We start from the raw sequence: 23,254 nt of genomic DNA, 5'->3' as shown, positions 1-23,254 counted from the left end.
TGCGCGTCCTCAGTCGAAACGGGCCGCGAGCAGCACCACGTCCTCGCCCTCCACGGCCGGGTCGATCCCCTCGGGCAGCAGGGTCCGCAGGACGTGGTCGGCGACGGCGCCCGGGTCGGACCGGTCCGGCTCCGGCACGCTCGCGGCCGCCGCGTGGAGCCGGGCGAAGGCCCGGTCGGTGGTCTCGCCGGTACGGCGCAGCAACCCGTCCGTGTAGAGCAGCACCGTTTCTCCCGGCGCGGGGGACAGCTCCACGCTCGGCGCCTCCCAGCACGTCAGCATCCCGAGCGGGGCCGACAGCGAGGTCTCGACGAACTCCGTGCGCCGGTCGCCGACGACCAGCGGCGGGGCGTGCCCGGCCCCGGCGAGGACGATCCGGCGCTGCGCGGGTTCGGCGTAGGCGAAGAGCGCGGTCGCGGAGCGGGCGGGTTCGGTGAGCCGCAGCAGGAGTTCCAGGTCGGAGAGGACGGCGACCGGGTCCTCGCCCTCCATCACCGCGTACGCCCGCAGGGAGGCGCGCAGCCGGCCCATGGCGGCGAGCGCGCTGGGGCCGGTCCCGGAGACGGAGCCGACGGCGAGCCCGAGGGCGCCCTCGGGCAGCGGCAGCGCGTCGTACCAGTCGCCGCCGCCCTGGGGGCCGGTGCGGTGGCGGACGGCGAGCCGGACGCCGGGGACGCGGGGGAGCCGGCTCGGGAGCAGTTCCTCGGCGATGGTGGCGACCCGCACGCGGGCGCGTTCGACCTGGAGGAGGCGGGCCAGGTGCTCGGTGGCGAAGCGGCCGTAGAGGCCGATGAGGTGGCGCCGGCGTTCGTCGGGTTCGGCGGGTTCGTCGTAGAGCCAGACGACCGCGCCGAGCCGGCCGGCCTCCTCGGTGGCGAGGGGCAGGGCGTAGCTGGCGGCGTAGCCGAGGCGGGCGGCGACCTCGCGGTGGCGCGGGTCGAGTCCCTCCTCGGTGCGCACGTCGCGGATGGCGATCGGCTCGGGCACGCGCGCGGGGCGGGCGGCGGCGGAGGGGCCGGGGGCCGTGGGGCCGGCTTCGGGCAGGCCGTCGAGGAGGCGGCCGTAACTCCCCGAGCCGCGCGGGACGGTCTCGATGGTGCCGAGGTCGGCGTGGGCGAGACCGAGCCCGATGGTGCTGGTGGGGCCGAGGCCGTCGGCGGGTTCGAGGACGGCCATGCCGCGCCGGGCGCCGACGAGGGCGGCCCCGGCTCCGAGCGTTTCGCGCAGGGCCTCGTCGAGGGAGTCGGTCTTGATCAGGCGCTCGGTGAGTTCGTGGAGGGTGGTGAGGTCGGAGACCCAGGAGGCCAGCCGGTCCTGGATCAGGACTCCGGGAGGGAGGGCCGCGTCGGAGGGGGGCGCGGCCGAGGGGACCCCGGGGAGGGGCGCCGGAGTGTGCGGTGGCGCGGGAACCGTTGAATCGATTCCAGCCACTTTCGGCAGACGTGGGGCGCTCATGTCGGCCGGCTTTCCGACCGGTGCGTTTGACGCCATAGCATCGCAAACCCCCATGTCATTCTGCGCCGCTCGATGTACCCACATGTACACGCACAAGAGGAGCGATGTCCAGCATTGTCCCCACGGGAAAAGTGGTGTCCGTGAGGTTGTGCGAGAGGGTTGAAGTAAGCGGGAAGTTGGCTGAAAATTGCCCCCGGTGTGCACCTTTTGCGGTCGACTGGCGTCGTTTGAAAGCGCGTCATCCCGAGCGTGCGGGGTACGTAAACGGTGACAGGCGGGGGCAGTTGAAGCTGCCCCGGAACGTGATGCGGGACCCCGGCGTCTTCCATGCCGCAGGCCGCTGCCCGCCACCGACTGGCGGGGAACGTGCTTTGAACCGCTCTGGCTCTGACCTGGCTCCACTGGGCTCCATCCGGCTCCACCGGGTAGTACGCGGTTTTTCCGGCCCGACCGGCCCCGCTTCCCTGCGGTCCGGCACCCGCCAACCCGGTACGCGTTGATGCGCACGGTGAATGAATCTGCACGTGTTGTGATGGGAATTCGGCGTTCAACGGAAAGGAACGAGCGCTCATGCGCGAGATCCTCGGAAGGCGACGCAGGCTCCGGTTCCGGAGCAGGGCGAGGACCGCACGCCTCGACGCGGCGGTCACCTTCGCCGTCGAATGGAACTGGCCCGTCCTGCCGGGCGCGGACCTGAGAACGACGACCCGCGCGACCACGGGCCTGAGGACGCTGGCCCGCGCGGCCGCGAACCTGATGACGGCGACCCGTACGGACATGGAGCCCGCCTGCTCCTGTCCCGACCCCGACTGCGTCGTGCCCGGCGCGCACCCCTACGATCCCGGGCTGCTCGCCGCCACCACGGACGAGCGCATGGTCCGCTGGTGGTGGACCACGCGCCCGGACGCCCCGGTGGTCCTCGCCACGGGCGGCGGCGCGCCCTGCGCGGTCAGTCTCCCCGCGCCGGCGGGCGCCCGGGCCCTCGCCGCGCTCGACGCGACGGGCATGCGCCTCGGGCCGGTGGTCGCCACCCCCACCCGGTGGTCGATCCTCGTCGCCCCGTACGACCTGGAACGGCTGGGCGAGCTGCTGTACGCGAAGGACAGCGTGCCCAGTTCGCTGCGGTTCCACAGTGAGGGCGGCTATCTACTGCTGCCGCCCTCGGTCGCGGGCTCCGGGCAGGTCCGCTGGGAGCGGGCCCCCCTCGCGGGCTCGGCCCGGCCGTGGCTGCCGGACGTCGAGGCGGTGGTCGACGCCCTGGTGGAGGCGAGCACGAGCACCCCGGGCGGCGGGAGCCGGCTGGCGTACTGAGGACGGGGCGCCACCCTGTTGTGGAAGAACGCCGAGCACGCGCCGCCCTTCGTCACGGCGGGCGGCGGGCGTTCACCCGAACGGGTGCGTCCCGGCCCGACTCGTACGGGAAACGGGTGCGCGGCCGTCCGGGTGCCCGCCGTCCGCCGCTATGTTCGCCCCACCGTTCAGGATCTCCAGCCGAGCAGGAGCAGGTGGGCCCGATGACTCCGGTGAACCTCCGCGTGGTCGCACTCGGGGCCGCCGTCACGGTCGCCGTGCTGCTGCCGCTCGTCGCGACGGCGGGACCGGCCGGGGAGGCCGTACGCTCTCTCGGCGCCCGGAGCGAGGGGGACGGGAAGGCCGGGGACGACGGAGGGGCCGGGGGGCTGTGGAAGGGCCTCGGCCTCGGGCCCCGTACGCCGGAACCGACCCCTTCCGAGACCTCCGCAGCCCCTCCCGCTCCTTCCGTCCCTCCGGTCGCCGTCGCGCCGGTCGCTCCCGAGCGGGTCGCGCGCTGTGGGCCGGAACTCGCCTCTCCCGGAGGTGCGGAGGCGCAGACGTGTGTCCTGAACGAGGGGGGCGATGTCTGGGCGCGTACCTACTACCGCAACGCCACGGGGCGGGAACTCGACGCGTTTCTGACCCTCATGGCCCCCGGCGGGCGGACCGTTCACGTGCGGTGCGCGGTTCCGGCGCAGGATGAACCGGGCACCTGCGAAACGCCCCGGGAGCGCGGCGCGGGCGTGGTCACGGCGTATACGGCGGTGGCGGAATTCGCCGGCGCCAGCGGGGACGGCGGCACTCCGCTGCTGCTGCGAGCAGGCAGCAACATGGTGGAGCACGAAGGAAGTTGAGCGTCGGACGCCCCGGCCGGGCCGGAAGCGGACATGGAAAGGCCCGATCGCTGGCGACGGGGGATGCACCAGCGACCGGGCTTCCAGAACGGTAACAAGAGATCTGCTGTTCGCAAATTCGATCTCGGTTATTCGGACAGGGATTTACCTGTCCGAAGAGCGGGTTGTGGTGGAAGTCACCGACTGGTCGGTCTGTCAGTCACCGATACCACCTGGGGTATCAGCTGAGAGTGACCTGACGGTTCGTGAGGCCGCCGCGCGCCCGTCGCTCCTCCGCCGTGAGCGGAGCGTCCGAGGCGAGCGCTCCGGTCAGCCGCTCGAAGAACTCGGCGGCCGGCTTCTCGCAGTCCTCGGCGGTCATGGACGTCGGCAGGTCCCACACCGGCACCACGAGGCCGTGGGCGCGGAAGGAGCCGACGAGCCGGGTGTCCGGGCCGAGGGAGGTGCCGCCGGCGGCCTGGAGCCGGGCGAGCGCGTCGAGGAGCTTCTCCTCCGGGTACGGCATGACCCAGCGCAGGTGGTTCTTGTCGGGGGTCTCGCACCAGTACGCGGAGTCGACGCCCGTCAGGCGGACGGTCGGGATCGCGGCGGCGTTGGCCCGCTCCAGGGAGGCGGCGACCTCCGGGTCGGCGCCGTCCGCCGACTGCGGGATCCAGAACTCGAAGCCCGTGTGCACCTCGGGCGCGAACGCGGCGTCGGCGTCCAGCAGGTCCTGGAGGCGCGGGCCCTCGGCCGGCACGCGGCGCGCGGGGACGGGGGTGCCGGGCTCGACCTCCAGGGCGCGCTGGAGGGTGTCGGCGAGGTCGCGGGCCAGGTCGCCGGAGGTGGAGTCGTTCTGCAGGGCGAGCAGGACGGAGCCGTCGTCGCGGCGGAGCGCCGGCCACGCCATCGGCAGCACGGTCGCGAGCGTCACGGACGGCACGCCCTCGGGCAGCCCGTCCTTCAGGTTGAGCGGCACGGTGGCGGCGGGCACCAGTTCGCGCAGCGCGACCCAGTCGCACTCGCCGGGCAGGCCCTCGAAGGGGCGCTGGACGAGCTCGGTCACGGCGTGCGCGGCGGCCCGGCCGTGACACGCCTTGTAGCGGCGGCCCGAACCGCACGGGCACGGCTCGCGCGCGCCGACGACCGGGATCTCCCCGCTCGTGACCTGTGCCTGGCCGGCCTTGCCGGCCTTCGTCTGGGGGCGCTTCTTGGCCATGGTGTGGCTTTCTCCCGATCGCGGCGGTGCTTGTCAGCGGTGCTGTTTCGGGCGCGAGCCTAGCCGCCCCGGCCGCCACCGCCCCTCAGGCGGGCCGCACGCCGGACGGAGGCGGCCGCTCCGGAGAACCCGCAATGCCTGCCCTTCGGCGGGGCCGGATCGGGACGGTGCGGCCGTGGGGCCGCAGGGCCGTGGAACCGATCCGGACCGGGGCGTGCGCGATCAGTCCAGGTCGTCGTACGTGATCAGTCCAGGTCGTCGTACGCGTCCAGGAAGTCGAAGCTCGAACCGCCGCCCACGTGCGTCGCGAAGTCCTCGCGGCGGTGCCCCTCGGTGACGACCACCCAGACGGTGACCTCGCCGGTCGCGCTGTCGCGCACGCCCCAGTCCTGGGCCAGCGCACCGATGATGTTCAACCCGCGACCGCCCCGTGCCGTGACCGAGGGCGTCGACGGGACGGGTCGCGTCGGACCGCCGCCGTCGGTGACCTCGACCCGCAGGCCGCCTCCCGGGTCGACCCGCCAGGCCGCCCGTACGTCCCCGTCACCACGATCCGCCCGTCCCAGCGGCCTGCCGTACCGACAGGCATTGCTGAGCAGCTCGGAAAGGATCAGCACCGCGTCGTCGACGACCGATTCCGCGACCCCGCTGCGGTACAGCTCGTCCCGCATCCGGTGCCGCGCCTCACCCACGCCCGCAGGGCCATGGGGTACGGCCATGCTCGACGACGTGGGCACCTCTTGTGCCACCACCAACGCCACCCCCGAGACCTCCTTTGCCCCACGCCACGGTGTGAATGCCCCGATGACCTGGACCGGAAACCGGCCAATCGGCGTGGGATGAGGCACTCGTGACGATCGCGTACGGATAGAACGCGCCGGTGCACTCCCTGTAACCCGTGATGCTCCCTTTGTCCCCTGTGGCGGATGGGACGGAAGTGAGGAAAACGGAAGGGATCAGTCGCGGCCCAGCTGGGTCAGCACCTGCTTCGGGCGGTTGGTGATGATCGCGTCCACGCCAAGACGCTCGCAGAGTTCGACGTCCTCGGGCTCGTCCACCGTCCACACGTGGACCCGGTGCCCCGCCTTCTGGAGCCGCAGGATCACCGCCGGGTGGTGCCGGACGATCCGGATGGAGGGGCCCGCGATGCGCGCGCCCGCGGGGAGCCGCCCGTCGCGCAGCCGGGGTGAGACGAACTGGGCGAGGGAGACGGTGGGCAGCGTCGGCGCGGCGGCGGCGATCCGGTGCAGGGAGCGGGCCGAGAAGCTCATGACCCGTACGGGGGAGTCCTCGGGGGACGCGGGCGCGTGGAGGTCGAACCTCTTCAGGAGCTGGAGCAGCCGTTCCTCGACCTGGCCCGCCCAGCGCGTGGGGTGCTTGGTCTCGATCGCCAGCTCGACCCGGCGCCCGGTGTCGGAGACCAGCTCCAGGAGGCGCTCCAGGGTGAGGACGGAGGTGGAGCCGGGGGCCCGCCGGTCGGGGCTCTCCGCCGACTCCCCCCGGCCCTTCCAGGTGCCGAAGTCGAGCTCGGCGAGGGCGGCCAGTTCGAGGGTGGAGACGGCCCCGCGGCCGTTGGAGGTACGGTCGACGCGCCGGTCGTGCACACAGACGAGGTGCCCGTCGGCGGTGAGCCGGACGTCGCACTCCAGGGCGTCGGCGCCGTCCTCGATGGCCTTCACATAGGCGGCCAGGGTGTGTTCCGGTACGTCCTCGGACGCTCCGCGGTGGGCGACGACCTGGACGGGGACGCGGTTCGGTTGCTGCCGTGCGTGAGTCACCGCGTCATGGTGCCATTGGCGGGGCGCGGCGGGCACACCGAGACTGTCCGTTCTGTCCTTTATAAAGGATGGAGAGAGAACGCACAGCTCCGTCTTACAGCGGCCTGACGTCCGGTGGGAAAAGCTGGTCGCAGCACCCTGGAGCCGGAGCGACCACAACCTCACGCGGTCGACGACAGTCACACGCAGGGCACGCGTGGTCGGACGGCGGGTACTCACGGGTACCCACGGCCGAACGCGGGCAGGCGGTCGAAGCAGTCCAGTAGTCCGCGCAGTCCCGGAGGACCTGGCAGATCCGGCGGATCCGACAGGTCCGGCGGATCCGACAGGTCCGGCAGTCAATGCAGTCAACGCAGTCAACGAGGAGAGCGAGCTGTGAGCACCGAGAACGAGGGCAAGGCGGTTCAGGGGGATCCGGCTGCCCCGTCCGTCCCTCCGACGCCTCCCGTACCCCCGTCGGCCCCTCCGACCCCTCCGGCCCAGACTCCGGACGCGGCCCAGACTCCGGACGCGGCCCAGGTCCCGGGCACGGGCCCGGCCTCCGAGCCGCCCGCCGCGCATCCGGCGGACGCGGCGCACCCGCCCACCGCGCACCCGGCGGACGCGAACGCCCAGGAAGGGCCGGTGACCCAGGAGGCCCCGACGGTCCAGGCGGCCCACGTGGCCCCCGAGGCCCACCACGCGGCCCCCGGGACCCACGCCGCCCACGCCGCTCCGGTCGGCGGCTGGCCGCCGCCCCCGCCGGCCGTGCCCTCCTGGGGCGCCCAGCACGCGCACGTACCCCCGGCTCCCGCCGCACCGCGCAGGCGGACCGGCGGGCTCGTGGCGGCCGTCCTGGCGGCGGCGCTCCTCGCGGGCGGCATCGGCGGCGGCATCGGTTACTGGGCGGCCGAGCGCGGCGACAACGGCGTCAGCTCGACCACGGTCTCCTCGGGCGAGGCCCCGGCCTCCTTCAAGCGCGACCCGGGGACGGTCGCGGCGGTCGCGGCGCAGGCGCTGCCGAGCGTGGTCACCATCCAGGCGAAGTCGGGCGGTTCCCAGGGCGAGGGCGGCACGGGCACGGGCTTCGTGTACGACCAGGAGGGCCACATCGTCACCAACAACCACGTGGTGGCGTCGGCGGCGGACGGCGGCACGCTCTCGGTGACCTTCTCCGACGGCAAGTCGTACGACGCGGAGGTCGTCGGCCGGGCCGAGGGCTACGACGTGGCGGTGCTGAAGCTCACGAACGCCCCGAAGAGCCTCAAGCCGCTCCCGCTGGGCGACTCCGACAAGGTGGCGGTCGGGGACTCGACGATCGCGATCGGCGCCCCGTTCGGCCTGTCCAACACCGTGACGACGGGCATCATCAGCGCCAAGAACCGTCCGGTCGCCTCGGGCGACGGCTCCGGCGCAAGCAACTCGTACATGAGCGCCCTGCAGACGGACGCCTCGATCAACCCGGGCAACTCCGGCGGCCCGCTGCTCGACGCGAGCGGCGCGGTGATCGGCATCAACTCGGCCATCCAGTCGGCCGGCAGCGGCTTCGGCCAGTCCCAGGCGGGCTCGATCGGCCTCGGCTTCGCGATCCCGGTCAACCAGGCGAAGAACGTCGCCCAGCAGCTGATCAAGACGGGCAAGCCGGTCTACCCGGTGATCGGCGCGACCGTGAACATGAACGAGAAGGGCGAGGGCGCCGAGATCGCCGCCCGGGGCACCGGCGGCACGACCTCGGTCACCCCGAACGGCCCCGCGGCGAAGGCGGGCCTGAAACCGGGCGACGTGATCACCGCCTTCGGCGGCCACCAGATCGACAGCGGGCCCTCCCTCATCAGCGAGATCTGGACCCACAAGCCGGGCGACTCGGTGGAGATCACCTACGAGCGCGACGGCAGGACCGCCACGACCACCGTCGTCCTGGGCGAGCGCACCGGCGACAGCTGACGCGCCCGCGCACGGCACGCTGCGGCTTCGAGCCGGGCTCCGGGCGGTGGGTACGACCCCGCCGCCCGAAGGGCCCGTTGCCTGGCTTCCGCGGGCAGGTCGTCCAGCCGGTACGCTGTAGCCCGCTCCACCCCAGGTGGTCCGGAGCGGAGGTGGGTTGCCCGAGCGGCCTAAGGGAACGGTCTTGAAAACCGTCGAGGCAGCGATGTCTCCGTGGGTTCAAATCCCACACCCACCGCCGACGCCACGGCCCCCGACCGGGAGAAACCGGTCGGGGGCCGTCGTGCGTCCCGCGGAGCCGGGACGCGGCGCGATCAGGAGTGGTTGCGGGCCGGGGGGTTGTTGAGGCAGAGCGCGATGTTGCGCACGGCCGCCGTGAGTTCCTCGATGACGCGGGCCGCCTGCTCCGCGTTGTGGAAGGCCGGGCGGTCGGTCAGGGTGCGGCTCAGCTCCTCCGCGGCCCGGACCGCGTGCCCCGCGGGACCCTGGTCCGGGGTCGGGACCGGAGTCGGGACCGGATAGGCGTCGGCCGTCGGGTAGGAGTCGGCGGTCGGGTAGGGGTCGACCGCCGGGTAGGGATCGGCCATCGGGTACGCGTCGGCCGTCGGGTAGAGGTCGGGGTACGGCTCGGGGTCCTGGCGGTAGCCCTCGAAGGAGGGCGAGAAGGTGCCGGAGCCCGTCGTCCCCACCGTGAGGGCGGCGGCGTGCGCCTCCTCCCCCGGCCGGGGGCCCGTGGCCGACAGGAGGACGTGCGAGGCCGGGAGCGGGGCCTGGGGGGCCGGTGCGGCGTGGGTCTGCGGCATCGTCTGCGCGTGCGGGGCCTGTGCGTGCGGGGGTTGGGGCTGCGCGGCCTGCCCCGCGTGTCCGGCCTGCCCCGCCTGCGCGGTCTGCGAGGGCTGCGGGGCCTGGAGTTGTGCCACCGGACCCTGCTGGGCCTGCGGTGCGGACTGGCGGGCCCGGGGGAGCACGAAGTGGTCGAAGCCCGGGAACGCGGAGGTGTCGGGCCGCGCGGTCGGCGGCTCGTACTCCTGCTGCCACCGCGCGCGGTAGCACTCCACCTGGTCCTCGCAGGAGGAGCGCGCGTGGAAGACCGCCGTGTCCTCGCCCAGGTCCGGGTACCAGAGGTTGGGTCCCGGGAAACGGACCGTCCTCATACGGGGCTTGATCTGCTCGGCACATCCCATGCAGCAGCCCTTCGGCACCAGGAACGGGATGCCGCCGCTCTGTTCGGGCCTGCGCGGACCCTCCTCGCGCGGGTACTCCCCGTGGTGGCAGGGCGGCAGTTCGCCGCAGGCGCGGCAGACCGCGTAGTGCTCGGGGAGCACCTGCCAGTCCTGGCTGGCGGGGGCGCACCAATGCTTCGGCGCGGACCGGGGCAGGTTGTCGTTGCGCAGGACGAGCACCACCGGACGCTTGTAGAACTCGGCGCGTTCCGGAGCGGGTTTGACCGCCTGGTTGTTGGCCCGCCGCAGCTCGTTGGCGTGCCACCACAGCTCCACGTGGTCCCGCCAGGCCTTCTCGTACGCCTCCGGCCAGTGGTCGCCGGGGTACCCGGTGATCTCCAGGACGCGCCAGGCCTGTCGGTCGAGTACGACGATGGAGCCGGCCCGCAGTCGCAGATGAGTTCCCTCGCCGCCCTCGTCCGGCCAGTCATGGCGGCCGATGCTGGTGGGCTGGTCAGGGAGCCACCTGCGAACCTGCATGACACGCTCCTCGGCAACGAAACTTCGTAGTTTCAACTGGGGCAGTAAGTGACATTCTGAACAATTTACGCGTCGGCTTGGGGTTAGACACGCGCACGCCGCTGATCCATGAGGGCCGGAAACGCCTTTCCCACCGGCTATTTCACCCGCAGTGACCGACCTCGCCCGGATTCGCCGTCTTCGTCGTCACGGCGGCCCCGTACCCGCTCCGGGGGCTCCTGATACCCACCCGTACGTGTGACACCGCTTCGGCGCGTGACATCCCGTACGTATGCATCTGTTCACGCGCCCGCGTGCGCGTCGCTTTGTGCGTCCGGCCGTTCGGTGTCGTCCGGGGGCCGGTCTCCGGCCGGGGAGGTGGTAAGGGCGATGCCGCTCGGTGAGGGGCGGCGTAGGGTCCGGAGGACTTCGGGAGAAGAGGAGCGTGGGATGCGGATCGTGCTCGTCCGGGGCGACATCACCGCCGAGGCGGCGGACGCGGTGGTCAACGCCGCGAACTCCTCGCTGCTCGGCGGCGGCGGGGTCGACGGGGCCATCCACCGCAAGGGCGGGCCGGAGATCCTGGAGGCCTGCCGTGCGCTGCGCCGCTCGCACTACGGCAAGGGCCTGCCGACCGGGCGGGCCGTGGCGACCACGGCGGGGCGGCTGCCCGCCCGGCACGTGATCCACACGGTGGGCCCGGTCTGGTCGCGGGGCGAGGACCGTTCGGAGCTGCTGGCCTCCTGCTACCGGGAATCCCTGCGGGTGGCCGACGAGTTGGGGGCCCGTACGGTCGCGTTCCCGGCCGTCTCCACCGGGGTCTACGGCTGGCCGATGGCGGACGGCGCCCGGATCGCCGTCGAGACGGTGCGGGCGGCCCGCACCGGGGTCAAGGAGGTGCGGTTCGTGCTCTTCGACGAGACGGCGTACCAGGCCTTCGAGGGAGCCGTGGGGGACGCGGGGGACGTCTCCTAGGGGCCCGGGAGCCCCGACCGCGCCGAAACGCGAATTCCGCCGCCCCCGCGAGCTGCTTCTTTTCTCGTCTCGACCGGGTTTATCACGCTGTCCTCATGCTTGAGAGGGAACGTCCGCTGCGGGGCGGTTCGCCGGGGATTCCGTGGGCAACTCTGCATTTGCGACGTCGAGCACAACGGCCGGGGCGGCGGGCCAACTGCCCCGGAAACAGAGTTGTTTCAGTCCCGCTCCACGCTTCAGGTATTCGCCGGGCTCCCATGAGCTCCCGCTTCTCGGTTCCCAGTTCTCGGTTCTCGTTTCCCGGAGGAAGAGCCATGACAGGCATCCGCACCGACCTCACCCGCACCGACCCCGTCCGCCCCGCCTCCGCCGGCGCCACCTCCGTCCGTGCCGCCTCCACCCGCGCCGCCCGGTCCCTCCCGGTGCTCGACTTCCCGCCGTGGTGACGGCCGGGGGAGGACCGGCCCGAGGGGGGCCGTACGGCAGCGTGAAGGACGCCCCGCGCGGCGGTACTTCGGTACCGGTGTGCGGGCGCCCGCGCCGCCGGACCCGGGGCCGGGGCTCTCGCGCCGGGGTTCCCACGTACGGGTCGTTCCCCGGTGCGTACGGCGGAGGCGGCGGCCCCAGCGGTGGCCGGGCGCGGCGGGCGGACCTTCACTCGCGTCATGAGCACAAGCACGCCGCCCCCGCCCCGGCCCGCCTCGGCCTCCGCACCGGCGCGTCCACGGTCCGCGCCTCCCTTCGCGGGGGCGCGGGCCGTGGCCGCCGTCCTGATGGCGGCGGTGGCCGGGACGGCGCTCCTCGACGCGCCCGCACCGACCGCCGCCCTGCCTCCACCGCCGCCCTCGGCCGCAGCCCCAGCCGCGGCCGCAGCCCCGGCCTCCGCCGTCACGGCGGCAGCCGTGAGCAGGACCGCCGCTCCCGCCGCTCCTGCTCCCGCCGCTCCCGCTCCTGCTCCCGCCGCTCCCGGCGCCCCCACCTCCACCACCCCCGTCCACTTCACCGGCAAGGCCTTCGACACCTGCGAGGCGCCCTCCGTCGAGACCATGAGGGCCTGGCGCGGTTCGCCGTACGGGGCCGTCGGGATCTACTTCGCCGGGCGGGGCCGGGGCTGCCCCGGCCAGCGGGAGCTGGACTCCGGCTGGGTCGCCTCGGTGCAGGCGATGGGCTGGCGGCTGCTGCCCCTCTTCGTCGGCTCCCAGGCGCCGTGCGTCGAGGCCCCCGCCAAGAAGCCCTTCGCCATCGGCTCCGACCCCTGGGGCCAGGGCACCCGGGAGGCGGGCGACGCGGTGCGGGCCGCGCGGGCCCTCGGTCTGGGCACGAGCAGCCCGCTCTACCTCGACATCGAGGCCTACCGGCGCGGTGACGCCCAGTGCGCCGCGACCACCCTCTCCTTCGTCCGGGGCTGGAACCGCGAGGTGCGCCGCCTCGGCTACCTCCCCGGCTTCTACAGCAGCGCGGACACGGGCGTGCGGGACATCGAGGCGCAGCGGAGGGCCGGCACGGCGGACCTGCCGGCCGTGATGTGGTTCGCGCGCTGGCTGGGGACGCCCGCCCTCGCCACCGAGGCCACCCTGGCCCCGGCGGCCTGGACGCCGCACGCCCGGATCCACCAGTACGCGGGCAACGTCACCGAGACGTACGGCGGCCACCGCATGGTGATCGACCGCAACGCGGTGGACGCCCCGGTCGCCCGCCCCACCACGGCCCGCGCGGGTTCCTCCCCCTCCGGTCCCGTCTCCCCGCTCGCCGGGACACGGGCCCTGCCCCGACCCTGAGCCGGGCCTCGGGGGCCTCCACCCAGAGGAGGTCCGGGCGTCCCCACCCCTACAACCTGAGGCGGACGGTGGTTCGGGACCTGGGGCCGATCCGCCGGACCCCCGCCGCTCCTAGCGTGGAGTCATGACTCCGCCACCCTCTGGCCCCGTCTGCGCCGGTGCCTCGCAGTACGCGTCGTACACGAGCTTCTCCTCGTACGTACGGGCGCGTGGGCCCGTGCTCCTGCGCACCGCCCGCTCCCTGACCGCCAACCCCTCGGACGCGGAGGACCTCCTCCAGACCGCGCTCGCCAAGACCTTCGTGGCCTGGGAGCGGATCGAGGACCACCGCGCCCTGGACGGTTACGTCCGCCGGGCGCTGCTGAACACCCGCACGTCGCAGTGGCGCAAGCGCAAGGTCGACGAGTTCGTGTGCGAGGAGCTGCCCGAGCCGGTCGGCCTCCCGTCGCCCGACCCGGCCGAGCGGCAGGCGCTGCACGACGCCATGTGGCGCGCGGTGCTCAAGCTGCCGGAGCGGCAGCGCCAGATGGTGGTCCTGCGGTACTACGAGGACCTCAGCGAGGCCCAGACCGCCGAGGTGCTCGGGGTGTCGGTCGGCACGGTCAAGAGCGCGGTGTCCAGAGCGCTCGGCAAGCTCCGCGAGGACCCGGAGCTGACCCCGGTGAGGTGAGAAACCGCCGCATACCCGCCCGGTCCTCCTCCCGTCGCCAGTGATCACTGGCAATTTCCGTACTCCCAGGTAGTGACATACCGCTCGGTACGTGCGCAGAATCTCCACACCCTTACTGCCACGTAGCGCCCACCGGGAGGACGCCCCGTGTACAGCACCATGCAGGACGTACAGCTGACCGTGAGCCGCATCCTCGAACACGGGATGAGGATCCACGGACAGTCCACCATCACCACCTGGACGGGCGAGTCCGAGCCGCAGCGCCGCACGTTCGCTGAGACCGGGGCCCGCGCGCACCAGCTGGCCCACGCCCTGCGCGACGAACTCGGCGTCACCGGCGACCAGCGGGTCGCCACCCTGATGTGGAACAACGCCGAGCACGTCGAGGCGTACTTCGCGATCCCCTCCATGGGCGCCGTCCTCCACACCCTCAACCTCCGGCTTCCTCCCGAGCAGCTGGTGTGGATCGTCAACCACGCCGCCGACCGGGTCGTGATCGTCAACGGCTCGCTGCTCCCCCTCCTCGCCCCGCTGCTCCCGCACCTGCCGACGATCGAGCACGTCGTCGTCGCGGGCCCCGGCGACCGCTCCGTCCTGGACGGCGCGGCCCCGCGCGTGCACGACTACGAGGAGCTGCTCGCCGGCCGCCCGACCACGTACGCGTGGCCGGAACTCGACGAGCGCACGGCCGCGGCCATGTGCTACACCTCTGGCACCACGGGCGACCCGAAGGGCGTCGTCTACTCCCACCGGTCGATCTACCTGCACTCGATGCAGGTGAACATGGCCGAGTCGATGGGCCTCACCGCCAAGGACACGACCCTGGTCGTGGTGCCCCAGTTCCACGTGAACGCGTGGGGGCTGCCGCACGCCACCTTCATGACCGGCATCAACATGCTCATGCCGGACCGCTTCCTCCAGCCGGCCCCGCTCGCCGACATGATCGAGCGCGAGAGGCCGACCCACGCGGCGGCCGTCCCCACCATCTGGCAGGGCCTGCTCGCCGAGGTCACCGCCAACCCGCGCGACCTCTCCTCCATGGCCCAGGTCACCATCGGCGGCGCGGCCTGTCCGCCCTCCCTCATGGAGGCGTACGACAAGCTCGGCGTCCGCCTCTGCCACGCCTGGGGCATGACCGAGACCTCCCCGCTGGGCACGATGGCCCACCCGCCGGCCGGCCTCACCGCCGACGAGGAGTGGCCCTACCGCGTCACGCAGGGACGCTTCCCCGCCGGCGTCGAGGCGCGGCTCGTCGGCCCCGGCGGCGAGCACCTGCCCTGGGACGGCGAGTCGGCCGGCGAGCTGGAGGTGCGCGGCACCTGGATCGCGGGCGCGTACTACAGCGGCGTCGACGGCGAAGCGCTCCGCCCCGAGGACAAGTTCAGCGAGGACGGCTGGCTCAAGACCGGCGACGTCGGCGTGATCAGCACCGACGGCTTCCTCACCCTCACCGACCGCGCCAAGGACGTCATCAAGTCCGGCGGCGAGTGGATCTCCAGCGTCGAGCTGGAGAACGCGCTGATGGCGCACCCGGAGGTCGCCGAGGCCGCCGTCGTCGCCGTGCCCGACGAGAAGTGGGGCGAGCGCCCGCTCGCGACCGTCGTCCTCAAGGAGGGCTCGACGGCGGACTACGAGACGCTGAAGGCCTTCCTCGCCACGGAGGGCGGCATCGCCAAGTGGCAGCTCCCGGAGCGCTGGGCGGTCGTGCCCGCGGTGCCGAAGACGAGCGTCGGCAAGTTCGACAAGAAGGTCATCCGCAAGCAGTACGCGGAGGGCGGGCTGGACGTGACCCAGCTGTAGGGACCCGGAAGTGAGGAGGGGGAGGGCGCCGGGCGCCCTCCCCCTCCTTCGTGCCGTTCCGTACTAGTTGGTGCCGATCTTCGCGAGCAGGTCGACGATCCGGGCCTGGACCTCGGCGCTGTTCGCGCGCTCGGCGAGGAAGAGGACCGTCTCGCCGGAGGACAGCTTCGGCAGCTCCTCCTCGACGAGGTCGGCCGAGGTGTAGACGACGAGCGGGGTGCGGTTGAGCTGCCCGTTCGCCCGCAGCCAGTCGATGATCCCGGCCCGGCGGCGGCGCACCTGCATCAGGTCCATCACCACCAGGTTCGGCTGCGTCTGCGTGGCGAGCGTGACCGCCTCCGAGTCGGTGGCCGCCCGCGCCACCTGCATCCCGCGCCGTTCCAGGGTGGCCGCGAGCGCCTCCGCGATGTCCTCGTTCTCCTCGATCAGCAGGACCCGGGACGGGTGCTGCTCGCTGTCGCGCGGCGCGAGCGCCTTGAGGAGCACGGCCGGATCGGCGCCGTACGCCGCCTCGCGGGCCGCCTGCCCGAGCCCGGCCGCGAGCAGCACCGGCACCTCGGCGGCGACGGCCGCCTGGCGCAGCGACTGGAGCGCGGTGCGGGTGATGGGGCCGGTCAGCGGGTCGACGAAGAGCGCGGCCGGGAAGGCGGCGATCTGCGCGTCGACCTCCTCGCGGGAGTGCACGATCACCGGCCGGTAGCCGCGGTCGCTCAGCGCCTGCTGCGTGGAGACGTCGGGCGCGGGCCAGACGAGGAGCCGGCGCGGGTTGTCGAGGGGCTCCGGGGGCAGCTCGTCGTCGACGGGGCGCGGGGCGGGCCGGTTGGCGACCTCGACCGCGCCGCCGGGACCGTCGAGCGGCTCGGGACCCTCCGCGGAGCCCTCGGCGGGCGCTCCTATGGCGTACGCCCGGCCTTCGGACGCGGGGGACACGGAGGACGCGGAAGACGTCGCGGGAGCCGGGGAGACAGAGGGCGGGGCGAGGGGCGTGAGCCCCGGCGCGACCTCCGCCTCCGGCCGCGACTGCGGAGGGGGCTTGGCCTCGGTCCCGGCGGGCGCCGCCGGGACCGGCGGGTCGGCCTCGGGCGGGGTGGCGAGCCTGCGCCGCCGCCCGGATCCGTTGGAAGGCGCGGCGGGCGCGCCGGAAGCGGCGGGGACGGGCGTCGGAGCCGTCGGAGCCGGGGCGGTCGGGGGAGTGAAGGGCACGCCCTGCCCGAGGGTCCGGACGCTGAACGCCCGCCCCTGGGTCGACTCCCTCGACATGGGCAGCTCGGGCGGCAGCGGTACGGAGCCGGTGCCGGTCACGTTGCCGGGCTGCGACGGGGGCTGGGGCTGCGACGGCGGCTGGGACCGCGGTGCCTGCCGAGGCTCCGGTTCCCGCTCCGGCGGCGGGGGAGCGACGGCCCGGCGCCGCCCGGTCGGCTCGACGGACGCGGGTACGGGCACCGGCGCGCCTGCGGAGGCGTCGGGCGCCTGGGCCGGCAGCGGCGTCCGGACGTGCGGGTGCGGCTGCGGCGGCGTGTGGTCCGCGCCCGGGACACCCCGTACGGCCTCGTGCCGGCTCTCGTCGGAGACCGGCAGCGGACCGGCGGACGGGCTGGCCGGCGGACCGGCCACGGGCGCGGCGGGCAGGGGCACTTCGCGGTCGGCGTCGGCGGGCGGCAGCGCGAACGGGGTCCGGGGACCGGCCTCGGCCGCGGCCGCCCGCTCCTGCGCGGCGGCCAGCGCGCGCCGGCGGCGCCCGCTCGGCTGCGCCGGGGGCTCCTCGGAGGCGACGGCCGGCAGGGCCAGGGCGGCGGGGGAGGACTCGGGGGCGGGTCCGGGGATGCCCGAGGGATCGACGGGGACCCCCTGCGGCGGTACGGCCGCGCCGAGCGCGGCACGTCCCTGCGCCCCTTCGGCGGCGGTCACGACGGAACCCTCGGCGGGCCGTCCGCGGCGGCGCCCGGTGGGCTCGACGGCCGGGCCGGCCGGGGCGGAGGGCTCGGGGGGAGCGATCGCGTTCTGCTGGGCCGGGATCAGGTCCGCCGCGGCGATCCCCCCCGTACGGGCACGGCGGCGTCCACTGGGCTCGGCGCCGGACGGGGCGTCGCCCCCGGCCGGGACCGCGCTCTCCAGGAAGGCGTCCGTCGAGCCGCGCCGGGCTCGCCGCCGCCCGCCGCCGGGAGCCTCCGCGTCCGGCCCCGCGCCCGGGGCGGGGACGACGGGGACGGCAGGGGCGGGAACGGGGACCGGAGCCCCGTCGACCGGGCCCGAGGCCTGCGCGGGCAGCGCGAGGGCCTCCCGGCCGCCCGCCCGCCCGTCGTTCCGGGGCGCGGGCTCCTGCGCGGGGACCGTGCCCCGGCCCGCGCCGACCGGCACTTCGAGGACGTACGCGCCGCCGCTCGTGCCCGGCACCTCGTGGGTCTGCACGACACCGCCGTGCGCCGCCACGATCCCGCGCACGACGGGCCCGTGGACCGGGTCGCCGCCCGCGTACGGGCCGCGGACCTCGATCCGTACGACGTCGCCGCGCTGTGCGGCCGCCACGACGACGGTGGAGTCGGCGGGCGCGGCGCCCGGGACGGCGGCCCGGTTCCGGCCGGTCGCGTCGACGCCCGCGACGTCCGCGACGAGGTGCGCGAGGGCGGTCGCGAGCCGGACCGGGTCCACCTCGGCCTCGATGGGCGGGGTGTGCACGGCGAACTGCGCGCGGCCGGGCCCGATCAGCTCGACGGCCCCGTCGATGCCGGCGGACACGACCCCGTCGAGGAGCGTGACGTGCTTGTCGAGTTCCTCGGTGCCCGCGTCGAGGCGCTGGTAGCCCAGGACGTTGTCCACGAGCGCCGTCATCCGGGCGTACCCGGCGGCGAGGTGGTGGAGGATCTGGTTGGCCTCGGGCCACAGCTGCCCGGCGTCGTCGGCGGCGAGGGTGCCGAGCTGGGTGCGCAGCTCCTCCAGGGGGCCGCGCAGCGACTCGGCGAGGACGGCCGTGAGCTGCTCGTGGCGGGCGGCGAGCGAGGCGTACCGCTCCTGCTGCGCCTCCCGTTCCGCCGCCGCGCGCTCGGCGCGGTCGGCCAGCTCGGCGGCGTGCTGCTCGGCGAGCTGCTCGTACGGCCTGCGGTCGGCGAAGGTCATGACCGCGCCGACGAGCTGGTCCCCGTCCCGCACCGGAGCGGTCGTCAGGTCGACCGGGACCCGCTCGCCCTTCTTCGTCCACAGGACCTGGCCGCGCACGCGGTGCTTCCGCCCGGACTTGAGGGTGTCCGCGAGCGGCGACTCCTCGTACGGGAAGGGCTCGCCGTCGGCGCGCTTGGCGAGGATCAGCGGGTGCAGCTCCCGGCCGCCGAGCTCGCCGGCGCGGTGGCCGAGGATCTGCGCGGCGGCGGGGTTCACGAGGACGACCCGGCCGTCGGTGTCCGTGCCGACGACGCCCTCGGAGGCGGCGCGCAGGATCATCTCGGTCTGCCGCTGCGAGCGGGCGAGTTCGGCCTCGGTGTCGAGGGTGCCGGTGAGGTCCCGCACGACCAGCATGAGCAGCTCGTCGCCGGTGTAGCCGCCGTACGAGTCGTAGGCCTCCCGGCCGTCCTCCAGGCTGGCGCTGGTCACCTCGACGGGGAACTCGCTGGCGTCGGTGCGGCGGGCGATCATCCGGGCCGGCTTGGTGCGGCCGTGCTCGTCGGCGTTGTCCGGGCGGCGCATGGAGCCGGGGATGAGACGCGAGTCGAATTCGGGCAGCAGGTCGAGGAGGCCGCGCCCGACGAGGGCGGTGCCGGGGGTCTCGAACATGCCGAGGGCGATGGTGTTGGCGTTGACGACCGTGCCGTTGCAGTTGACGAGCACGAGGCCGTCGGGGAGGGCGTCGAGTATGGCTGCGAGGCGAGCAGCGCCTCGGGATGGCCTGCTGCTCACGACGACGCTTCCTCCCTGACGCACTGCACGCGCTTGGCCTGTGGACCGGCCGGCCCCATCTTGCCCCTCGGGCCGTGGCCTGTCACTGAAGGGAGTCTAAGGGAGCCTCCGGCCGGCCCTTCCTGACGCCGCCCCCGAGCGCCGTCCCCACACGGCATCTCCCCACGTCATCCCCGTACGCCGCCTCCGGGAGGCGGCGTACGGAACGGGCGGTCGTCAGCGCCGGACGAACGGAAGAAGGGGTTCCAGATTCTCCCAGCGGTCGATCTCGCAGCCGTTCGCGCGGGAGAAGCGGGCGTCGACCTCGTGGCCCCGCCAGGTGCCGGTCACCCGTGCGAGGACGGATCCGCCGTACACCTGTGCGCACACCTGGTCCTCGGGGACGGGTCGGAACGGGTCCTCGTCCGCCGCCGCGAGCCGCTCCAGGCGCTCGCAGGCGCGCTCGGCGGCCGGGTGGTCGCCCCCGGGCCGGTCGCCGCACGTCAGCTCGAAGGTGCCGTCGGCCTCGGGGTACCCGCTCCCGGAGATCGCCACGGTCAGGGCGTCGGGCGCCGGCGCGGGGAACAGCGGCAGCGGCGGCAGGGGGCCGAGGCCGGCGGTTCCGGCGGCGGTGGCGAGGGACGCGAGGACGATACGGCGCAGCATGCGGATCTCCAGGAACGCGGGTGCACGGCGGACTCGGCGGGCACGGGCGCACGGCGCGCCCGTCCGGTCTAACGCTCCGGACGCGGCGGCGTTGCGCGGACGGGGGAGTGCGCCCGGCGGGCGCGCGGGTCCGTACGCGCGCCGGTGGGCTTTGCCCTGGACCCCGGAGGACTAGTACGGTGAGAATCGATTGGTGACAGCAGGTTCGCCTGTGTCATCATCTGCACGCACCACTCGCGTATGCGCGAGGTGCATGGAGGCGTCGCCTAGTCCGGTCTATGGCGCCGCACTGCTAATGCGGTTTGGGTTTTAAAGCCCATCGAGGGTTCAAATCCCTCCGCCTCCGCCCCACACCGAAGCCCCGGCCCCAAGGCCGGGGCTTCGGCCGTTCCCGGGCCCGCCCTCACATCGACCGCAGCGACGTTTTCGCAGGTCACAAGGGGTGGGGCAATCGGATTTCACATGACGGCGGCAGTCATGTAATGTTCTTCCTGTCGCCGCGAGCGGGTCGAAAGACCGGGGAGCGAAGACAAGAACTGAAAACAAGCACTCGTAGCTTAACGGATAGAGCATCTGACTACGGATCAGAAGGTTGCAGGTTCGAATCCTGCCGAGTGCACAGAGTCGAGAGGCCCCGGACGTCGAGTCCGGGGCCTCTCGCGTTGTCGGTACCCGGAAACGGTCGGTTCGTGGGCCTCTTCTGATCGTGGGCCCGGTCGGGTCACGGGCCCGTCGAGGTTTCCGGAGGGGTGGGGCGGGCGGGGTCGCGGGTCTGGAGGGCCAGGAGGTAGCCCGCCTGGAAGCGGCTCTCGGCGCCGAGTTCCTCCATCAGCTGGGCGATGTGGCGGCGGCAGGTGCGCAGGGACATGCCGAGTCTGCGGGCGATCTGCTCGTCCTTGGCGCCGGTGACCAGGCGGGCCGCGATCGAGTCGCGGAGCTGGATCGAGGTCGCCGTGGTGTACGAGGTCGAGAACGGTTCGGCCAGGTTCCAGACGTGGGTGAAGACCGAACGGAGGAACGCGACGGCCGAGGGCTCGCGGAGGACGACGGCCGAGTCCGGGTCGTCCCAGACGGGCAGGAAGGCCAGGGACCGGTCGAAGACGACCATCTTGCCGAAGAGTTCGCCCAGCGTCCGCACCTCCGCGCCGGCCTCGACGACCGCGGCGACGTACTCCTGGGTGCCGGGGTTGTAGCGCGCGGTGTGCTGGTAGAGGGTGTGCAGCCGTACGCCGCGGCGCAGCATCTCCAGATCGCGCGGGAGCGCCCGCTCCAGGTGGCCCGCGGGGCGTCCGCCGCCGGGTTGCACGGTGAGGACCTCCTCGGTGCAGCGGGCCGCCGCGTCGGAGATGAGGAGCATCACGCGGTCGCGGGACGAGACCGTCTCGACGGCCGCCGAGTCCGTTCCGCCGCGCCGGGCGTCCTCGTACAGCGGCGTGAGGGAGTCGAGCCGGGCCCGTGTGCGTTCCAGGTCCTCCAGGCGGCGGCGCAGCCTGCTCTCCTCCGGGCCGACGATCTCGGCGGCCGCGGCGTAGGGGCTGATGGCGTGCCAGGGGCCGTCGGGATCGTCGGGCGCATGGGTGAGGAGACGGTGCCGGGACAGCTCCAGGGACGCCTTCCGGACGCCCTCCGGAGTCAGGCCGAGCGCGCCGGCGAGAGCGGTGAGCGGGGCCGGGCCGTGGCGGAGGAGGTGGGTGTACAGCCCGATCGCCGTGGGGGCGAAGCCTTCCGCCTCGCCGGTGGTGGCCACCGGAGGAGAAGCGGCCGAAGTGGGCCCGGGCGGGGCGGAGTCGGGCTCCCCGCCGGGTCGCACCTCGATCAGGGTGCCTGTTTCTGAGTGGTTGTCCATCTTTGCCCCCTCCCTTTCGTGCCATGCACGTTGCTGACGCCCCGGAAGCCTGGTCCGGGCATTCCTGCCGGGCGATCCTTGAATCACCGAAGGGGGAACCCCCGAGAACGGGAATCCGGACCAGGGAGAACACCATGAAGCTTTTTCGATTCATGTGCGCCGCGGCTTTGACGGCGAGCATGGTCGGGGCCGGCGTCGGCGCGCTTTTCCCGGCCCCGGAACCGGTCACGGCCGTAGCCGCGGACGGGAAATCCGTCCGGATCTCGGCGGAGAGCACCGAGCGGTGCGAGAAGCCGGGCGACACCGAGTGGAGCGCCCCCGCCTCCGTCTGCCCGAAAGACCTCCTGTGACAGCCGGAACGACCGGGGCCCACCGGAACCGCCGGATCTCCGCCGGCCTTCCCGCCCTACGCCCACAGCCCTGCTCACGCCCACGTGACCGCCGTACGAACGGGGCGCGCCGGCTCCTCCGCCTCGTGGCGCTCCTCGGCGTCGGCGCCGGATGCGCCGTCGTCCTGGTGGCCGGACGGTCCGCCGGACGCCGGGCTCCCGAGCCTCCGAGAGCCCGCCCGGCCGGGCGCCCGCTCCCCGACGACGCGCTCGACCACCTCACCACCTCCTGGTGACCCGCGTTCCGCCTTCTGGAAAAGCCGCCGTACGCAAGGGCGGCGCGGAAGCCGGTATTCGCGACTTCTCCACCGGTCCCGTACGGGATCCCATCATCCCGGCCGCCGCGCACGACGCGGCACGGCCGAAAGGGCAATTCTTCCTGCCCGAAAGAACATTTCCCGCTCGACGAAGAACGTCGAAACCCACCACGCAAGGAAGTGCATCAGAGATGAAGAACAACAAGCGCGCCGCCTACGCCGTCATCAGCGCCATCGTCGCCGCGGGCGTCCTGCTGCCCTCCACCGCCTCGTACGCCGCCTCCGTCGCTCCCGTGTCTCCCGTCTCCTCGGTCTCCTCGGCCCCGAAGCCCCTGGCCTCGTACGCCACCCCCGCTCCCGTCCACGTCCCGGGCGCCGGGCAGGTCCGGGCCGCCGGGCTCGCCGCGCTGCCGAAGACGCAGGGCTTCGCCGTCGCGGTCGAGGTGATCGTCGCGGTCGCCGGCATCGCGGAGAAGATCTACAACATCACCGTCGACGCCCTGGCGAGGAAGCAGAACCGCGACGGGTACGTGAAGTCCCTGATGGAGGGGTCCTTCTACGACAACGGCCAGCGCTACAACGTCATGGTCATCAACGACGCCAACCGCTACTCGATGAACCTCCAGGGCGTCAGGTCCGACGTCAAGGTCACGAGCGACTACGGCACCTATCGGGTCATCGCCTTCGAGTCCGGGACCTTCACCAACCACGGCGACGGCGGCTGGATCAACTGGGGCTTCAAGGGCTGGTTCGACCGCAACGGCGGCTCCGTGACCTTCTACCGGTCCTGGTGACGTCCGGGGCCTTCCCTTCCCCACCCTCC

19 protein-coding genes and 3 tRNA genes are annotated in these 23,254 nt (G+C 73.5%); 14 read left to right on the top strand and 8 right to left on the bottom strand.

Annotated elements, in window-relative coordinates:
* Positions 1-9 precede the first annotated feature (9 nt).
* Positions 10-1,491: a PP2C family protein-serine/threonine phosphatase gene (locus AB0398_RS08685; RefSeq protein WP_366373142.1), complete on the bottom strand. Its 1,482-nt coding sequence runs from the start codon at positions 1,489-1,491 to the stop codon at positions 10-12.
* A 534-nt stretch (positions 1,492-2,025) separates the two neighbouring features.
* On the opposite strand from AB0398_RS08685, the gene AB0398_RS08680 reads away from it, so the two are divergent.
* Both AB0398_RS08680 and AB0398_RS08675 read left to right on the top strand, forming a co-directional pair.
* Positions 2,026-2,766 carry a bifunctional DNA primase/polymerase gene (locus tag AB0398_RS08680; RefSeq protein ID WP_366373141.1) on the top strand — a complete coding sequence of 247 codons (741 nt, stop codon included), beginning with the start codon at positions 2,026-2,028 and terminating at the stop codon, positions 2,764-2,766.
* 203 nt (positions 2,767-2,969) lie between these two features.
* Positions 2,970-3,602: a hypothetical protein gene (locus tag AB0398_RS08675; protein WP_366373140.1), complete on the top strand. Its 633-nt coding sequence runs from the start codon at positions 2,970-2,972 to the stop codon at positions 3,600-3,602.
* Between the two features lie 220 nt (positions 3,603-3,822).
* Here the strand turns inward: AB0398_RS08675 and AB0398_RS08670 are convergent, their stop codons facing one another.
* From AB0398_RS08670 to AB0398_RS08660, 3 genes are all read right to left on the bottom strand, one after another.
* Positions 3,823-4,800 carry a DUF5926 family protein gene (locus AB0398_RS08670; protein WP_366373139.1) on the bottom strand — a complete coding sequence of 326 codons (978 nt, stop codon included), beginning with the start codon at positions 4,798-4,800 and terminating at the stop codon, positions 3,823-3,825.
* Between the two features lie 245 nt (positions 4,801-5,045).
* Positions 5,046-5,648, bottom strand: coding sequence for an ATP-binding protein (locus tag AB0398_RS08665; RefSeq protein ID WP_366373138.1), 603 nt, complete (start codon positions 5,646-5,648; stop codon positions 5,046-5,048).
* A gap of 108 nt (positions 5,649-5,756) precedes the next feature.
* On the bottom strand, positions 5,757-6,578 hold the full coding sequence (locus AB0398_RS08660; RefSeq protein WP_366373137.1) for a glycerophosphodiester phosphodiesterase: 822 nt from the start codon (positions 6,576-6,578) through the stop codon (positions 5,757-5,759).
* 375 nt (positions 6,579-6,953) lie between these two features.
* On the opposite strand from AB0398_RS08660, the gene AB0398_RS08655 reads away from it, so the two are divergent.
* Positions 6,954-8,501 (top strand): trypsin-like peptidase domain-containing protein, encoded by a 1,548-nt coding sequence (locus AB0398_RS08655; protein ID WP_366373136.1) that lies wholly within the window; start codon positions 6,954-6,956, stop codon positions 8,499-8,501.
* Positions 8,502-8,652: 151 nt separating this feature from the next.
* A tRNA-Ser gene (locus AB0398_RS08650) sits at positions 8,653-8,739 on the top strand.
* A gap of 76 nt (positions 8,740-8,815) precedes the next feature.
* On the opposite strand, the gene AB0398_RS08645 is transcribed toward AB0398_RS08650, so the two are convergent.
* Positions 8,816-10,204 (bottom strand): hypothetical protein, encoded by a 1,389-nt coding sequence (locus AB0398_RS08645; protein WP_366373135.1) that lies wholly within the window; start codon positions 10,202-10,204, stop codon positions 8,816-8,818.
* A 429-nt stretch (positions 10,205-10,633) separates the two neighbouring features.
* Between AB0398_RS08645 and AB0398_RS08640 the strand changes: the two genes are divergently transcribed.
* The 5 genes from AB0398_RS08640 (at position 10,634) to AB0398_RS08620 (ending at position 15,406) form a co-directional block, all read left to right on the top strand.
* On the top strand, positions 10,634-11,158 hold the full coding sequence (locus AB0398_RS08640; RefSeq protein WP_366373134.1) for an O-acetyl-ADP-ribose deacetylase: 525 nt from the start codon (positions 10,634-10,636) through the stop codon (positions 11,156-11,158).
* A 314-nt stretch (positions 11,159-11,472) separates the two neighbouring features.
* Positions 11,473-11,604: a hypothetical protein gene (locus AB0398_RS08635; RefSeq protein ID WP_366373133.1), complete on the top strand. Its 132-nt coding sequence runs from the start codon at positions 11,473-11,475 to the stop codon at positions 11,602-11,604.
* A 219-nt stretch (positions 11,605-11,823) separates the two neighbouring features.
* The gene (locus AB0398_RS08630) at positions 11,824-12,936 is read left to right on the top strand and encodes a DUF1906 domain-containing protein (RefSeq protein ID WP_366373132.1); all 1,113 of its coding nucleotides are present in this window, start codon (positions 11,824-11,826) and stop codon (positions 12,934-12,936) included.
* A 124-nt stretch (positions 12,937-13,060) separates the two neighbouring features.
* On the top strand, positions 13,061-13,606 hold the full coding sequence (locus AB0398_RS08625) for a SigE family RNA polymerase sigma factor (RefSeq protein WP_366373131.1): 546 nt from the start codon (positions 13,061-13,063) through the stop codon (positions 13,604-13,606).
* 147 nt (positions 13,607-13,753) lie between these two features.
* On the top strand, positions 13,754-15,406 hold the full coding sequence (locus AB0398_RS08620) for a long-chain fatty acid--CoA ligase (protein WP_366373130.1): 1,653 nt from the start codon (positions 13,754-13,756) through the stop codon (positions 15,404-15,406).
* Positions 15,407-15,469: 63 nt separating this feature from the next.
* Here AB0398_RS08620 and AB0398_RS08615 read toward each other — a convergent pair whose 3' ends face one another.
* Positions 15,470-19,294, bottom strand: a complete 3,825-nt coding sequence (locus tag AB0398_RS08615) for a PAS domain-containing protein (RefSeq protein WP_366373129.1) — start codon at positions 19,292-19,294, stop codon at positions 15,470-15,472.
* Between the two features lie 216 nt (positions 19,295-19,510).
* Positions 19,511-19,939, bottom strand: a complete 429-nt coding sequence (locus AB0398_RS08610; RefSeq protein WP_366373128.1) for an SSI family serine proteinase inhibitor — start codon at positions 19,937-19,939, stop codon at positions 19,511-19,513.
* A 255-nt stretch (positions 19,940-20,194) separates the two neighbouring features.
* Here AB0398_RS08610 and AB0398_RS08605 point away from each other — a divergent pair.
* Both AB0398_RS08605 and AB0398_RS08600 read left to right on the top strand, forming a co-directional pair.
* A tRNA-Ser gene (locus AB0398_RS08605) sits at positions 20,195-20,285 on the top strand.
* A gap of 200 nt (positions 20,286-20,485) precedes the next feature.
* Positions 20,486-20,558 (top strand) — tRNA-Arg (locus tag AB0398_RS08600).
* Positions 20,559-20,660: 102 nt separating this feature from the next.
* Here the strand turns inward: AB0398_RS08600 and AB0398_RS08595 are convergent.
* Complete coding sequence (locus AB0398_RS08595; RefSeq protein WP_366373127.1) at positions 20,661-21,785, bottom strand: LuxR C-terminal-related transcriptional regulator; 1,125 nt, start codon at positions 21,783-21,785, stop codon at positions 20,661-20,663.
* 23 nt (positions 21,786-21,808) lie between these two features.
* On the opposite strand from AB0398_RS08595, the gene AB0398_RS08590 reads away from it, so the two are divergent.
* From AB0398_RS08590 to AB0398_RS08580, 3 genes are all read left to right on the top strand, one after another.
* Entirely contained in the window at positions 21,809-22,135 is a 327-nt protein-coding gene (locus tag AB0398_RS08590; RefSeq protein ID WP_366373126.1) for a hypothetical protein, read from the top strand.
* A gap of 125 nt (positions 22,136-22,260) precedes the next feature.
* Positions 22,261-22,410, top strand: coding sequence for a hypothetical protein (locus AB0398_RS08585; protein ID WP_366373125.1), 150 nt, complete (start codon positions 22,261-22,263; stop codon positions 22,408-22,410).
* A 212-nt stretch (positions 22,411-22,622) separates the two neighbouring features.
* Positions 22,623-23,225 carry a hypothetical protein gene (locus AB0398_RS08580; protein WP_366373124.1) on the top strand — a complete coding sequence of 201 codons (603 nt, stop codon included), beginning with the start codon at positions 22,623-22,625 and terminating at the stop codon, positions 23,223-23,225.
* Positions 23,226-23,254: the final 29 nt, after the last annotated feature.

Origin of the sequence: Streptomyces sp. NPDC086147, assembly GCF_040702165.1 — a bacterium.
Classification (GTDB): Bacteria; Actinomycetota; Actinomycetes; order Streptomycetales; family Streptomycetaceae; genus Streptomyces.
This window is presented reverse-complemented; position numbering and strand designations above follow the sequence as displayed.

Coding starts and splice junctions, on each gene's coding strand:
- AB0398_RS08680 (WP_366373141.1), top strand. CDS start 2,026: ATGCGCGAGATCCTCGGAAGGCGACGCAGGCTCCGGTTCCGGAGCAGG.
- AB0398_RS08685 (WP_366373142.1), bottom strand. CDS start 1,491: ATGGCGTCAAACGCACCGGTCGGAAAGCCGGCCGACATGAGCGCCCCA.
- AB0398_RS08640 (WP_366373134.1), top strand. CDS start 10,634: ATGCGGATCGTGCTCGTCCGGGGCGACATCACCGCCGAGGCGGCGGAC.
- AB0398_RS08590 (WP_366373126.1), top strand. CDS start 21,809: ATGCACGTTGCTGACGCCCCGGAAGCCTGGTCCGGGCATTCCTGCCGG.
- AB0398_RS08635 (WP_366373133.1), top strand. CDS start 11,473: ATGACAGGCATCCGCACCGACCTCACCCGCACCGACCCCGTCCGCCCC.
- AB0398_RS08595 (WP_366373127.1), bottom strand. CDS start 21,785: ATGGACAACCACTCAGAAACAGGCACCCTGATCGAGGTGCGACCCGGC.
- AB0398_RS08675 (WP_366373140.1), top strand. CDS start 2,970: ATGACTCCGGTGAACCTCCGCGTGGTCGCACTCGGGGCCGCCGTCACG.
- AB0398_RS08610 (WP_366373128.1), bottom strand. CDS start 19,939: ATGCTGCGCCGTATCGTCCTCGCGTCCCTCGCCACCGCCGCCGGAACC.
- AB0398_RS08625 (WP_366373131.1), top strand. CDS start 13,061: ATGACTCCGCCACCCTCTGGCCCCGTCTGCGCCGGTGCCTCGCAGTAC.
- AB0398_RS08670 (WP_366373139.1), bottom strand. CDS start 4,800: ATGGCCAAGAAGCGCCCCCAGACGAAGGCCGGCAAGGCCGGCCAGGCA.
- AB0398_RS08580 (WP_366373124.1), top strand. CDS start 22,623: ATGAAGAACAACAAGCGCGCCGCCTACGCCGTCATCAGCGCCATCGTC.
- AB0398_RS08645 (WP_366373135.1), bottom strand. CDS start 10,204: ATGCAGGTTCGCAGGTGGCTCCCTGACCAGCCCACCAGCATCGGCCGC.
- AB0398_RS08630 (WP_366373132.1), top strand. CDS start 11,824: ATGAGCACAAGCACGCCGCCCCCGCCCCGGCCCGCCTCGGCCTCCGCA.